The sequence below is a fragment of the Aminobacter sp. Y103A genome (genome assembly GCF_030294925.1).
In the GTDB taxonomy this organism is placed as follows: domain Bacteria; phylum Pseudomonadota; class Alphaproteobacteria; order Rhizobiales; family Rhizobiaceae; genus Aminobacter; species Aminobacter ciceronei.
Genome location: NZ_AP017986.1, coordinates 4,086,544 through 4,098,711 on the forward strand (window position 1 = coordinate 4,086,544; position 12,168 = coordinate 4,098,711).

At 64.8% G+C, this 12,168-nt stretch carries 13 protein-coding genes; 10 read left to right on the plus strand and 3 right to left on the minus strand.

The annotated features are described in order from the left end of the window. Positions 1 to 52: 52 nt before the first annotated feature. The 5 genes from Amn_RS20005 to Amn_RS20025 all read left to right on the plus strand — a co-directional run bounded on the left by Amn_RS20005 (position 53) and on the right by Amn_RS20025 (position 4,917). Positions 53 to 478 (plus strand): DUF3775 domain-containing protein, encoded by a 426-nt coding sequence (locus tag Amn_RS20005; protein ID WP_067959620.1) that lies wholly within the window; start codon positions 53 to 55, stop codon positions 476 to 478. 502 nt (positions 479 to 980) lie between these two features. Then, positions 981 to 1,565 (plus strand): extensin-like domain-containing protein, encoded by a 585-nt coding sequence (locus tag Amn_RS20010; RefSeq protein WP_246670736.1) that lies wholly within the window; start codon positions 981 to 983, stop codon positions 1,563 to 1,565. 112 nt (positions 1,566 to 1,677) lie between these two features. Next, entirely contained in the window at positions 1,678 to 2,679 is a 1,002-nt protein-coding gene (locus tag Amn_RS20015) for an extensin-like domain-containing protein (protein ID WP_067959617.1), read from the plus strand. 147 nt (positions 2,680 to 2,826) lie between these two features. Further along, positions 2,827 to 3,534 (plus strand): LssY C-terminal domain-containing protein, encoded by a 708-nt coding sequence (locus Amn_RS20020; protein WP_286291078.1) that lies wholly within the window; start codon positions 2,827 to 2,829, stop codon positions 3,532 to 3,534. A 93-nt stretch (positions 3,535 to 3,627) separates the two neighbouring features. Next, positions 3,628 to 4,917, plus strand: coding sequence for a hemolysin family protein (locus Amn_RS20025; RefSeq protein ID WP_067959614.1), 1,290 nt, complete (start codon positions 3,628 to 3,630; stop codon positions 4,915 to 4,917). Between the two features lie 58 nt (positions 4,918 to 4,975). Here the strand turns inward: Amn_RS20025 and Amn_RS20030 are convergent, their stop codons facing one another. Continuing rightward, positions 4,976 to 5,581, minus strand: a complete 606-nt coding sequence (locus Amn_RS20030) for an NADPH-dependent FMN reductase (RefSeq protein WP_067959611.1) — start codon at positions 5,579 to 5,581, stop codon at positions 4,976 to 4,978. A 102-nt stretch (positions 5,582 to 5,683) separates the two neighbouring features. Between Amn_RS20030 and Amn_RS20035 the strand changes: the two genes are divergently transcribed. Further along, positions 5,684 to 6,052, plus strand: a complete 369-nt coding sequence (locus Amn_RS20035) for a winged helix-turn-helix transcriptional regulator (RefSeq protein ID WP_067959608.1) — start codon at positions 5,684 to 5,686, stop codon at positions 6,050 to 6,052. A 145-nt stretch (positions 6,053 to 6,197) separates the two neighbouring features. On the opposite strand, the gene Amn_RS20040 is transcribed toward Amn_RS20035, so the two are convergent. After that, positions 6,198 to 6,590 (minus strand): acyl-CoA thioesterase, encoded by a 393-nt coding sequence (locus tag Amn_RS20040; protein ID WP_067966274.1) that lies wholly within the window; start codon positions 6,588 to 6,590, stop codon positions 6,198 to 6,200. A 181-nt stretch (positions 6,591 to 6,771) separates the two neighbouring features. Between Amn_RS20040 and Amn_RS20045 the strand changes: the two genes are divergently transcribed. The 4 genes from Amn_RS20045 to Amn_RS20060 all read left to right on the plus strand — a co-directional run bounded on the left by Amn_RS20045 (position 6,772) and on the right by Amn_RS20060 (position 11,058). Then, complete coding sequence (locus Amn_RS20045) at positions 6,772 to 8,388, plus strand: GMC family oxidoreductase (protein ID WP_067959605.1); 1,617 nt, start codon at positions 6,772 to 6,774, stop codon at positions 8,386 to 8,388. A gap of 88 nt (positions 8,389 to 8,476) precedes the next feature. Then, positions 8,477 to 9,688 (plus strand): mandelate racemase/muconate lactonizing enzyme family protein, encoded by a 1,212-nt coding sequence (locus Amn_RS20050; RefSeq protein WP_154384801.1) that lies wholly within the window; start codon positions 8,477 to 8,479, stop codon positions 9,686 to 9,688. A gap of 7 nt (positions 9,689 to 9,695) precedes the next feature. Beyond that, complete coding sequence (locus Amn_RS20055) at positions 9,696 to 10,613, plus strand: NAD(P)-dependent oxidoreductase (protein WP_182573295.1); 918 nt, start codon at positions 9,696 to 9,698, stop codon at positions 10,611 to 10,613. A gap of 223 nt (positions 10,614 to 10,836) precedes the next feature. Then, positions 10,837 to 11,058: a DUF6500 family protein gene (locus Amn_RS20060; protein ID WP_067959595.1), complete on the plus strand. Its 222-nt coding sequence runs from the start codon at positions 10,837 to 10,839 to the stop codon at positions 11,056 to 11,058. Positions 11,059 to 11,122: 64 nt separating this feature from the next. Here Amn_RS20060 and Amn_RS20065 read toward each other — a convergent pair whose 3' ends face one another. Beyond that, the gene (locus Amn_RS20065) at positions 11,123 to 12,061 is read right to left on the minus strand and encodes a diacylglycerol/lipid kinase family protein (RefSeq protein ID WP_182573296.1); all 939 of its coding nucleotides are present in this window, start codon (positions 12,059 to 12,061) and stop codon (positions 11,123 to 11,125) included. Positions 12,062 to 12,168: the final 107 nt, after the last annotated feature.

Below are 12,168 nucleotides of genomic sequence, written 5' to 3' on the forward strand. Positions count from 1 at the left end.
CGCCGCCAAATGCGCTATCATCAGCCGGGGGGAAGGCAACAGGAGCACGCTCGTGCAGCAGCGGCGCGAAAAAGAGTGGGACCTGACCATTGGCCCGGACACCGTCCGGCTGTTCATCCTCAAAGCCAAGGCGATCAGCGCCGGCGTCAACGAAGACTATGAAGACGGCGCCGAGCACGAGGTCGAATATGACGGCGACACCCACGACAACCATCGCCATGATGGCCTCGCCGAGGAAGAGGCGGAAAACCTCACCGAAAAAGAGCTACGCGGGCTGATCGCCGACCTCAATGTCGACCAGGCTGCCGAACTGGTGGCGCTCGCCTGGGTCGGGCGCGGCGACTACGACGCCGCCGAATGGGCGGACGCGGTCGCCGAGGCACGGCAGCGCGGCAATCGTCGTACCGCCAAATACCTGCTCGGCATGCCGATGCTGGGCGACTGGCTCGAGGAAGGCCTCGAGGCCCTGGGCGCCTGAAGCATCGCTCGACACTTCCGCCAGATGACAACGCCGTCACCGAATTTGATCGCGCGGCAGCGTCCCCTCGGCAACCGCGAACGATCGACAACGTTGAGCGGCGATGCACACAGCCAAATCCCGCCTGCTTTCCCTGATCCTTGTCCTGCCGCTGGCGGCCTTCGCAGCGCCCCCGCACGGCTTTGCCGAAGCCAGCAAGGTCGAAGCAAGCAAGACGTCACTACCCAATCGAGCTCCGGTGCCACAGGCCGCACCCGTGCAGGCCATGCCCAAACCGCCCCCGGCTGCGTCGACACAAGCCGGGCAGGCTTTGGTTCCCACACCCGAGCCGCGTCCCGACGTTCCCGACCAGCGGCGAGCCCGAGAAATGTTCGGCCCGCCAATTCCTGAAGCGATGTCGAAGGCTGAAGCAATACCAACAACCGTCCCCATTCCGTCCTCGCGCCCGGATGGCCCCGAAGCACCACGTGGGCGAGAGACGTTTGGTCCGCCGGCGCCAAAGATGCTGCCCGACAAGCGTTCCTACGTCGCGCGGCCGGCTACGATGCCGATCGAGGAGACCGCCTGCCGCACGCGCCTGAAGGTGCTCGGCGCCGAGTTCGAGGAACAGGCGCCGCAAAGCGACGCCGACGGTTGCGTCCTGCCCTTTCCGCTCAAGCTGAAGCGTCTCTCGCGGTCCATCGACATCGAGCCCGACGCGATCATCAACTGTGCCACCGCCGAGACCTCCGCCCGCTTCGCCACGGAAGTCATCGCCCCTGCCGCGAGAACCGAGCTCGGCGAGGAACTGACCGTCGTCGGGCAGGCTTCGGCCTATGTCTGTCGGCCGCGCAACGGCACCCGCAAACTGTCCGAGCATGCCTTCGGCAACGCCCTCGACATTGCCCGTTTTACCCTGACCGGTGGCACGTCGGTCGAGGTCGAGCCGGCGCCGCCGGAGAAGAATGCCAAGTTCCTTGATGCTATACGCAAGGCGGCCTGCGGGCCGTTCAAGACGGTGCTCGGTCCAGGCAGCGACGCCGACCACGCCCGGCACCTGCATATCGACCTCGCCCCGCGCAAGAATGGCGGCACATTCTGCCAGTAGGCCTGCCCCGCCACCCACGCCGCAATTCTGCCCCAGCCGTAAACGCTGCCGCTGATCTTTCTTTTACCCTTGGCGGCTAGGCTTATTCCCTCAAGGGGACAGGAGCCTTCGCATGGCCGCAGATTCGCGCGCCACCATCCCGGTCGGATCGCCGCGAGCCGCGCGCCAGCGCGCGCTGCTGCTCGCCACGACCCTTGTCGCCGTCGGCCTCGCCCTCAGCTCATGCACATCGGGCGATGTGTTCGCGCTCCAGCCCGCCGTCGATGTCGGCTCCCAGACAGCGTCGCTCGGCCCCGTACAGGCCGCTCCTGTCATTGTCGAGCCGCAGTCCGATCCGGCGCTTGTCGCGCAGGCGGCGCCCATGATCGAGCCGACGCTCGACGCACAGGCCGCGCAGTTCGAGCAGATCCAGCCTGAAGCGCCACAGCCTGTGCAGACCGCCGCGCTCGCGCCTGCCCAGGGGCGCGGCATGCAGACGCTGGTGCCGTCCAACCCCTATATGGTCGCCTATCCCAAGCTCGACGATCCCTCCAACGAGCCACAAAGTGCGCCGATACGGCCTGCCGTCATGCCGGCCGACGAGGTTGACTGCCGCAGCGACCTGAAGAAACTCGACGTCACCTACCGCGACCTTCCGCCGATCCGCGACGGCGCCGCCTGCGGTATCGACTACCCGGTCAAGGTGTCGGCCATCGGCTCGGTGCAGATGAAGCCGGCAGCCGTCGTCACCTGCCAGATGGCGGCCAGTTTCGCCGCCTGGACCAAGCGCGACCTCGTCCCCTCCGCCCGGCTGCGCTATTTCTCCGGCGTCAAGACCATCCACCAGGGCTCGAGCTATTCCTGCCGCAAGATCGCCGGCACCCGCACCCTGTCAGAACATGGCAAGGGCAATGCGTTGGACATCATGCGCATCGAGCTGAACAGCGGCCGCGACATCGACGTCGAAAAGCCCGGCCTGTTCGCCTTCCGCACCCGCGGCTTCCTCAACACCATTCGCGCCGACGGCTGCAGCTATTTCAACACCGTGCTTGGCCCCGGCTACAATTACGACCACCGCAACCATTTCCACTTCGACATCAAGCAGCGCCGCAACGGGTACCGCGCCTGCCGCTAGCGTTTGCGCGCCACGTGCCATGAAGCCAGGCAAGATGCGCTTTACAAAAGACATCTCTAATACTTAATCTGCCGATGCAACCCATGATTTGTCCCGAGTTCAATGTCGCGCCACTGCTTTGGCTCGACCCATCGGCAGCGGGGTTTGATGCTACGGGGAAAACTGCACCGACAGGCGACCCTTTGGTTCATTGCGCTCTGCGTGAGCTATCTCGCGCTCGCCTATTTCGCGGCTCCTGAATTCTGGTCGCTCCGTTTCCTGCGCGACGGCCCCCGGCCTGAATCGCTGCTCACCACGACGGAACAAGGCATCCCGGGTGACCCGATCAATATCGGCCTCGTCGGCAGCGAGCTGGACGTGACCGCCGCGTTTGCCGCCGCCGGCTGGGATCGCGCCGACAAACTGTCGGTGAAATCAGCGCTGGAAATCGGCGAAAGCGTGCTGCTCGACCGGCCTTATGCCGACGCGCCCGTCAGCACGCTCTTGTTCAACGGCCGGCGCCAGGATCTCGCATTCGAAAAGCCTGTCGGCAAAAGCGCCGACGTCCGCCACCATGTTCGGCTGTGGCTGACCTTCACGCCCGGTGCCGACGGGCGCCCGACCTGGTACAGTGCGGCGAGCTTCGATCGCGGCATAGGCGTCAGCCACGACACCGGCGCCGTCACCCATCACATCGGACCCGACATCGATGCCGAGCGCGATTCGCTGATCGGCGATCTGACATCGGCCGGACGCATCATCGAGGTAAAGACGATGTCAGGCATCGGCCTGACCAAGGCCGGCCGCAATGGCGAGGGTGACCCCTATTACACCGACGGAAAGATGCTGATGGCAGTTCTGGTGCCTGACAGATAGCCCCAGCCTCGACCCGCTCTTGTGCCGCTGGGGAAGAGTATTTTTGCTGCCGTCTTTTCGAAAGGCCTTAAGCAATGCTATGCAGCGAGCATCATGTTATACGCTGAAATCGCTATCGTGGTCGTCCTCATCTGTGTGAACGGCCTTCTGGCAATGTCCGAACTTGCCATCGTTTCTTCCCGTCCAGCCCGCCTCAAGGCGATGATCGACCGCAACGTCAAGGGCGCCGGGCGCGCACTCGAACTCGGCGCAAACCCGGGCAAATTCCTGTCGTCGGTGCAGATTGGCATCACCCTCGTCGGCGTTCTCTCCGGCGCATTCTCGGGCGCCACGCTCGGCGAACGACTGAGCGGCTTTCTCGCCGCCAACGGCATGAGTGCCGGCGCGTCCAATGCGCTGGGCGTCGGCATCGTCGTTGCCATCATCACCTATGGCTCGCTGATCATCGGCGAACTCGTGCCCAAGCAGATCGCCCTGCGCGACCCCGAAGGCGTCGCCTCTCGCGTCGCCCCCGCCATGTCGCTGCTTGCCAAGGTCGCGCTGCCGCTGGTCTGGCTGCTCGACATTTCCGGCCGCTCGGTGCTCTGGCTTCTCGGTCAGCGCGGCGAGAGCGAGGAAAAGGTCACAGACGAGGAGATCAAGATGCTGGTCGCCGAGGCCGAGCATCATGGCACCATCGAATCCGACGAACGCCGCATGATCGCTGGCGTCATGCGCCTGGGTGACCGCGCCGTGCGCGCCGTCATGACCCCGCGCACCGAAGTCGACTGGATCAATCTGCAGGCCGAAGAGGCCGCCACCCGCAAGCTCCTGATGGAAACGCAGCACTCTCGCCTGCCCGCAGGCGAAGGCTCCGTCGACGCCATGGTCGGCGTCATCCAGACCCGCGAACTGCTCGCCTCGCTGCTTGCCGGCCGTGCTTTCGACCCGCGTAAGCATGTCCGCACAGCACCCATCGTGCACGATCAGGCCGACGCGCTCGACGTGCTCGCCACCCTCAAGCAGTCCGACGTGCCGATGGCGCTGGTCCATGACGAATATGGCCATTTCGAAGGCGTCGTTTCGCCCGCCGACATCCTTGAAGCCATCACCGGCGTGTTCCGCTCCGACCTCGACGAGGACGACGTCGACAACGCCGTCCAGCGCGAGGACGGCTCGTGGCTGCTCGCCGGCTACATGCAGGCCGACGAGATGGCCGACCAGCTCGGCATCGACCTGCCGGAGAATCGCGATTACGAAACCGTCGCCGGCTACCTGCTCTCGCATATGCATCACCTGCCCGCGACCGGCGAATGCGTCGACGCGCAAGGCTGGCGCTTCGAAGTCGTCGACCTCGACGGCCGCCGCATCGACAAGGTGTTGGCGTCGAAGCTGCCTGGCTGACAAAAAAGGCGGCTCGAGGCCGCCCTGAGAGTCGTTGGGAGGAAGCTGAGATTGCCGCTCAGGCAGCCTTGGCTTCTTCGGCAAGCACGTCGGCCTCGCGCGCGATCTTAAGCGCCTTGGCCCACCAGGCGATCTCGGCCACCAGCCCGTTCGCCGACTGGTTGAGGTGCTCGAAGTCGGAGAGTTGCTTCTCGCCCTGACGCACAGCCAGGAAGTCCGCCCAGACGATGTGCACGGCGGCCTTCGTCGGCGCCATCTGCAGTTCCACCGCATGCATGCGCAGCTGCTCGACGGCCCGCGCCCCGCCGACACCGCCATAACCGACGAAACCGGCCGGCTTCTTGTTCCATTCGGTGGCCGCATAATCGAGCGCGTTCTTCAGCACCGCGGTGGGACCGTGATTGTATTCGGCGGCGGTGAAGATATAGCCATCGAACTCGGCCACCTTCTTCTGCCAGCGCTGGGCAACCTCGTTCTGCGACGGCACCCAGGCGGACGACGCGACCTCGTCGAAAAAGGGCAGCGGGAAATCCCTGAGGTCAACGATTTCGACCTCGATATCGGCGTGGGATTTTGCGATCCTGGCAATCCACTCCACCGGCGTGTCGGCGAAGCGTGCGGCGCGCGTCGAGCCGACGACGATGGCGATCTTGGGTTTGGACATGGTAGGAACCTTTCGGGCGTGAGTATCTGGACGACACTGGTAACAAATGGATACCGACGCTATATAGGTGACTGAAAATCAACCGCACAAGGAGGCACTTTTTTGATACCGAGGCACCCGCACCGCACCGAGGATTGCCGCGCCGTCAGCGATATCCTGCAGCGCGTCGGCGACAAATGGACGGTGCTCGTCGTCGGCAAGCTCGGCGACGGTCCGATGCGCTTCAACGAGTTGCGCCACGCTGTCGGTGGTATTTCGCAGAAGATGCTGACCACCACCCTGCGCGGCCTGGAGCGCGACGGCTTCGTCACCCGCACCGTCTTCCCGACAATCCCGCCGCGCGTCGACTACGAGCTCACCGACCTTGGCCGCGAACTGCTGGTGCCGGTGTTCGCGCTCGGCGAGTGGGCGAGGCTCAACCAGGCCCGTGTCGCCGAAGCACGGATGAAGTTCGATACGACGGTGGAGTGACGCACGCGGCGGCATCTCCGCTGCTCGCCGCCCCAAAAATGAGAACCGTGGCAGCGCCGGATTTAGAGCCAGCGCATTGCATCCATGGGCAGGTGAAGTGCTGACATCGCCGGCGCACACGGCTCAAGCCTTGAAGGACGCGCGCCTACTCCGCCGGCACCGGCTTCGGCTTGCCCTGCCCGTCCAGCGCTACCATGATGAAATCGGCGTCGGTCACCTTCTCCATCAAATCCGAGAGATAGCGCTGTGCCCAGGCTTCGACCTTGAGCGTCATCGAGGTCCGGCCGACGCGGTCGACATGGGTGTAGATGCACAAAGTGTCGCCGATCTTCATCGGCTTGGCGAAGGCCATTTCCTTGACCGCTGCCGTCACGACGCGGCCGCGGGCACGCTCGGCGGCGCGGATACCGCAGGCAAGGTCCATCTGCGCCATGACCCAACCGCCGAAGATGTCGCCTGCGGCATTCGCGTCGGCTGGCATCGCCAGCGTCCTCAGCGTGAGCTCGCCCGTCGGCTGGCCATCGGCATACTGAACCATCGTCATTCTCCTCAACAATTCCTCCGTCCACCCGTATCTTCGCGGCATTCGCCGCGTCAACGCCGTATCTCTTGCATCGCCCGGTCGTATTTTTCACAGGCCATGCCGTAAGCGACGCCGAAGCCTGCGACTGAGGCGATAGTCTGACCGCATCGTGGAATTTCGACAGGCCGCCGACAGCATGCAGACGTTCGATTTCATTGTAGTGGGCTCGGGCTCCGCCGGTTCAGTGGTGGCCGAGCGGCTGTCGGCGAGCGGGCGCTTCTCGGTGCTGGTGCTCGAGGCCGGCGGCACCGACCGCCGCTTCTTCGTCCAGATGCCGCTCGGCTACGGCAAAACCTTCTTCGACCCCAAGGTGAACTGGAATTACGCGGCCGAAGCCGACCCCGGCCTTGCCGGCAACAAGGACCACTGGCCACGTGGAAAAATCCTCGGCGGGTCGAGCTCGATCAACGCCATGGTCTGGATCCGGGGGGCTGCCGAAGACTTCGACGCCTGGCGCGAGGCCGGCAATCCGGGCTGGGGTTTTGACGATCTCCTGCCAGCCTTCAAGGCGATCGAAGACAACCAGGCAGGCGGCACCGACCTGCGGGGCACCGGCGGTCCGATCCACGTCACCGACAACAGGAAGAACGTCCATCCGCTGACCCATCGCTTCCTGTCTGCCGCGCAAGCGGCCGGCCTGCCCTTGAATCAGGACTTCAATGGCGCGGCCCAAGAGGGCGTCGGTGTTTATCAAATCACCACCCAAGGCGGCCGCCGCATGTCGGCGGCGCGCGGCTTCCTGCGCCCGGCGATGAAGCGCGCCAACGTCACCGTCGAGACAGATGCACTGGTCACCAAGGTGCTGTTCGAGGACAAGCGCGCCTGCGGCGTCGAATATCTGCAGAACGGTGCCAAGCAGACGGCTCGCGCCGGGCGCGAGGTGATCCTGTCGGGCGGTTCGGTCAACACGCCGCAGTTGCTGCAGCTCTCCGGCATCGGCCCAGCAGCACTGCTCGCCGATCTCGGCATCGATGTGCTGCACGCAAACGAACATGTCGGTCGAAACCTGCAGGACCACCAGGGCATCAACTACACCTGGAAGGCCAAGGTGCCGACCCTCAACCAGCTGTTGCGCCCGTGGTGGGGCAAGGCACTGGCGGGCATGCAGTATCTTTTGCTGCGCTCGGGCCCGCTGTCGATGAGCATGAACCAGGGCGGCGGCTTCTTCCGCACCGACTTGAGCCGCGCCCGCCCCAACATGCAACTCTATTTCCAGGTCTTTTCCACCGTGCTGCCCAAGGCCGGCGAGCGCCCGATCCTGACGCCCGACCCCTTCCCCGGCTTTTCCATCGGCCTGTCCAATTGCCGCCCGTCGAGCCGCGGCGAGATCATGATCCGCTCAGCCGATCCGACCGTGCAGCCGCGCATCACCGTCAACGCCTATTCGACCAACAGCGACGTCGCCGAGATGCTCGACGCGGTCAAATTCCTGCGCCGCATCGCTGCGCAATCGCCCATCGCAGACATCATCGCAGAAGAGGTTTTGCCAGGCCCGTCAATCACTTCCGACGCCGACCTGATTCAGGATTTCCGCAAGCGCTCGGGCACCGTCTATCACCCGGTGTCGACCTGCCGCATGGGCCCGGATCCGACGAGCTCGGTTGTCGATCCCCGGCTGCGCGTCCACGGCCTCACCGGGCTTCGCGTCATCGACGCCTCGATCTTCCCCGACAACATCACCGGCAACACCAACGCCGCCTCGATCATGACTGGCTGGAAGGGCGCGCAGCTGTTGCTGGAGGATGCGGGGTGAGCAGTTTCCGATGTTGGCGCAGCCGCTCATCCTCACCCTGAGGGCTACGCCAAAAATCGACGATGTCACGCGACCGGGAGGACCATCGATGAAGATCACCGACGTCAAGACCTTCGTGGTCAACAACCCGCCCCCTGGCATCGGCGGCAAGTATTTCATCTTCGTCAAGCTCACCACCGACGGCGGCGTCGTTGGTTATGGCGAGGCCTACAACGCCACCTTCTCCGCCCATGTCACCGCGCGAATGATCGAGGACATGGCCGAGCGCTACCTCGTGGGACAGGACCCGCACGACATCGAAAACCTGTTCCGCCGCTGCTATTCCTCCGGCTTCACCCAGCGCCCCGACGTCTCAGCCATGGGCTGCTTTTCGGCGCTGGAAATGGCCTGCTGGGACATCGTCGGCAAGGAGGCCGGCAAGCCCGTCTACAAGCTGCTCGGCGGTCAGGTGCACGAGACGCTGCGCTCCTATACCTATCTCTATCCACACACCGGCAGCGTCCATACCGAGGACGTTGCTCCCAAGAACGTCTACAACGACCCCGACATGGCAGCCGAATGTGCAGCTCTCTATGTCGACCAGGGCTTCGACGCCGTGAAGCTCGATCCGGCCGGTCCTTGGACCGCCTATGACGGCCACCAGCCCCGCCTCATCGACATCGACCTGTCGGTGCGCATGCTGAAGGCCATCCGCGAGGCCGTCGGCACCCGTGCCGACATATTGTTCGGCACGCATGGCCAGTTCACCGCCTCAGGCGCCCTGCGCATGGCTCGCGCCATCGAGCCCTACGATCCCTTGTGGTTCGAAGAACCGGTGCCGCCCGACATGCCGGAGGTGATGGCCCAGGTCGCGCGCGGCACATCGATCCCGATCGCGACAGGCGAGCGGCTGACCACAAAATTCGAGTTCGCCCGCGTCATCGAAAACCGCGCCGCCACTATCCTGCAGCCCGATCTCGGCCGCTCCGGCGGCATTCTCGAGACCAAGAAGATCGCCGCCATGGCCGAGGCCTACCACATCCAGATCGCACCCCACTGCTATTGCGGCCCGATCGTCGGTGCAGCCAACATCCAGCTCGCCGTCACTCTACCCAATTTCCTCATCCTCGAATCGCTCAAGCAATGGGACGGCTTCCACGCCAAGCTGCTGAAAAAGAAGATCGAATGGCAGGACGGCCATGTCATCCCGTCGAAAGAGCCCGGCCTCGGCGTCGAGCTCGACGAGGCGGTGTGCGAAGCCAATCCATATGACGGTCCCCACCTGCACCTGCAGATGGTGCAGACCCCGCTGATGCCGTGAGGCGCGCGTGACCCAGCCCCTCGCCTACGCCTTCATCGGCCTTGGCCATCTCGGCGCCAATCTCGCGGCATGCCTTGTGCGCGGCGGCTTCGAGGTCGTCGTCTACGACCGCAACCCCGAAACCGTCGAGCACCTCGTTGCGCAGGGTGCCGCCGCTGCAAAAAGCCCTGCAGACGCGGCCGCCCGCGCCGGCAATGCCATCACCTGCCTGCCCTCGCCCAAGGCTAGCGAGGCGGTTCTGGTCGGCCCCGACGGGCTGCTGTCAGGCCTGCCCAAGGGCGGCACCTGGATCGAGATGTCGACAAACGGCCGCGACGAGATCCTGCGCCTTGCCGACCTGGCCACTGAGGCCGGCGTCGATACGCTGGAATGCCCCGTCACTGGCGGCGTGCATCTCGCTGCCGAGGGCAAGATCACTGCACTTGTCGGCGGCGACGCGGCGCTCTACGAGCGCCACCGATCGGCCATTGAGGCAATGTGCGCCCGCGCCTTCCTGATGGGGCCGATCGGCTCGGCGGCAGTGATCAAGGTCATCACCAACATGCTCGCCTTCATCCATCTCGTCGCCGCCGGCGAAGCGCTGATGCTGGCCAGGAAGGGCGGCCTCGACCTCGCCCAAGCCTACCACGCCATCGTGGCCTCCTCGGGCAACAGCTTCGTCCATGAGACCGAGAGCCAGTTGGTGCTCAACGGCTCCTATGACATTGGCTTCACCATGGACCTTGCCCTCAAGGACTTAGGCTTTGCGCTCGCCATGGCGCAGGAGGGCGGCGTCCCGCTCGACCTCGCCGCCCGCGTCAACACCATCTTCCAGCAGGGCAAGGTGGCTTATGGCGGCGACGCCTGGTCGACGATGATCGTCAAACTCCTGGAGGACGCGACTGCCACCGACCTGCGCGCGCCCGGCTTTCCGGCGAAGCTGTGAGGCTGACGTCTCTAAACCCTTCCCCTTGTGGGCAGGGTCGGCGCGTAGCGCCGGGGTGGGGTAGTCGAAAGCTCTGAGCCCAGCCAGCCTCCCTTCCGCCTCGCGGATCGGCCTCCCACAGGGGCGGGCAAACGCGTCTGGCACCGCCCCTTCTCGCCCCGGTTTGACACCCGCCCTCGGCTCGACTTACCTCTCGCCACCACCACCCGGGAAGGATTCTCCGATGCGGCCTAGCCTGCGCGCGAAAATACTCGACGTCTGCGCGCGCAAGATCGCCGCCAAGGGCCCTGATGTCGGTCTGTCCTTCTACGCCTTCTTCGCCAACAGGAACGACGACCCAGAGCTTCTGATGGAGGCCGCCGAATGGTGGATCAGGACCCAGAAGCTCGACCACTTCGAAAAGGCCGCCAAGATCGAGGCGATGGTCAGGGCGATGGACGCCTAACTTCCACCCCTTCAATTTCAGCGACTTACGCCAATCCCCGGACTCAGAATCCGAGCCCCTTGAATCAACACCTCACCTTCAAAGCCTTCGCCACCATCTCGTAGGTCGCCGGAATATGCCCGGGCGACTCGCCGTCGATATCGACGAGTGCGGCATTGGCGAGCGGATCGCCCAGCGGTTCGACCGTCACCTTGCGTCCGCGCAGAATGGTGATGGCGGGATGGTTGCGGTGGCGTCCGCCATAAAGCAGGCGCAGGTCGAGAATCAGCTTGAGCTTGCTCGCCGCGCGCAGGATGACGATGTCGAACAGCCCGTCATCGGGAACGGCATCGGGGGCGATCATCATGCCGCCACCGAAGAACCGCTCGTTGGCCACCGCCACGAGCGCCACCTTGGCCTCGACCGGTTCGCCATCGTCGACGGTGATGCGTACGTCCTGGAAGCGGTAGCGCACGAACTCGATCACCGTGCGCCAGAAGAACAGCGCCTTGGCCGGCACCCAGCGCTTGCGCCGGTCGTTGTTGACCGCCCGCACCGTCGCCCCCGACATGCCGAGACTGGCGATGTTGACAAAATGTCGGCTCGCCAGCCGGCCATGGTCCTCGACGAAGGAGATACGGCCAGCGTCGATCAGACGGTCGCTGCCCTCGGCAATGCGCGCGATCGCCGAAGATATTTCGACGGGAATGCCCATACCGCGAGCAAAGTCGGAGCCGGTGCCGCAGGGCAGCACGCCGAGAATGGCCGCATCGCCGGTTTCGGCCTGCATCTGCAAAAGCCCGTCGGCGACCTCGCTGATCGTGCCGTCGCCGCCCGCGGCGATGACCAGTTCGCAGCCAAGCGCCACCAGGTCGCGGGCAAGAACCGCGCCGTCGCCCGGCTCGGTCGTCTCGCGAAACTCGACTTCGCCGAAGCGCTGCGTCAGCGCTGCCGCAACCTCGGTCCAATGCGTGTCCAGTCTGCCGCCGCCGGCCACCGGATTCCTGACGACGCCGACTTTCACGAACGCACCCTCCCCGGCAGCCAACGCGCCGCCGCCTCCGCCTTATTGTTAGCCGCAGAGGCAAATGCGCAAGGGAAAGGTTGCGAAGTTCACATCCTGTCGGCCGC

Bases quoted from the DNA above. Each gene is read 5' to 3' on its own strand.
- Amn_RS20010 (WP_246670736.1), top strand. From the start codon at position 981: ATGCTGCCCGACAAGCGTTCCTACGTCGCGCGGCCGGCTACGATGCCG.
- Amn_RS20015 (WP_067959617.1), top strand. From the start codon at position 1,678: ATGGCCGCAGATTCGCGCGCCACCATCCCGGTCGGATCGCCGCGAGCC.
- Amn_RS20020 (WP_286291078.1), top strand. From the start codon at position 2,827: ATGCTACGGGGAAAACTGCACCGACAGGCGACCCTTTGGTTCATTGCG.
- Amn_RS20025 (WP_067959614.1), top strand. From the start codon at position 3,628: ATGTTATACGCTGAAATCGCTATCGTGGTCGTCCTCATCTGTGTGAAC.
- Amn_RS20030 (WP_067959611.1), bottom strand. From the start codon at position 5,581: ATGTCCAAACCCAAGATCGCCATCGTCGTCGGCTCGACGCGCGCCGCA.
- Amn_RS20040 (WP_067966274.1), bottom strand. From the start codon at position 6,590: ATGGTTCAGTATGCCGATGGCCAGCCGACGGGCGAGCTCACGCTGAGG.
- Amn_RS20045 (WP_067959605.1), top strand. From the start codon at position 6,772: ATGCAGACGTTCGATTTCATTGTAGTGGGCTCGGGCTCCGCCGGTTCA.
- Amn_RS20050 (WP_154384801.1), top strand. From the start codon at position 8,477: ATGAAGATCACCGACGTCAAGACCTTCGTGGTCAACAACCCGCCCCCT.
- Amn_RS20060 (WP_067959595.1), top strand. From the start codon at position 10,837: ATGCGGCCTAGCCTGCGCGCGAAAATACTCGACGTCTGCGCGCGCAAG.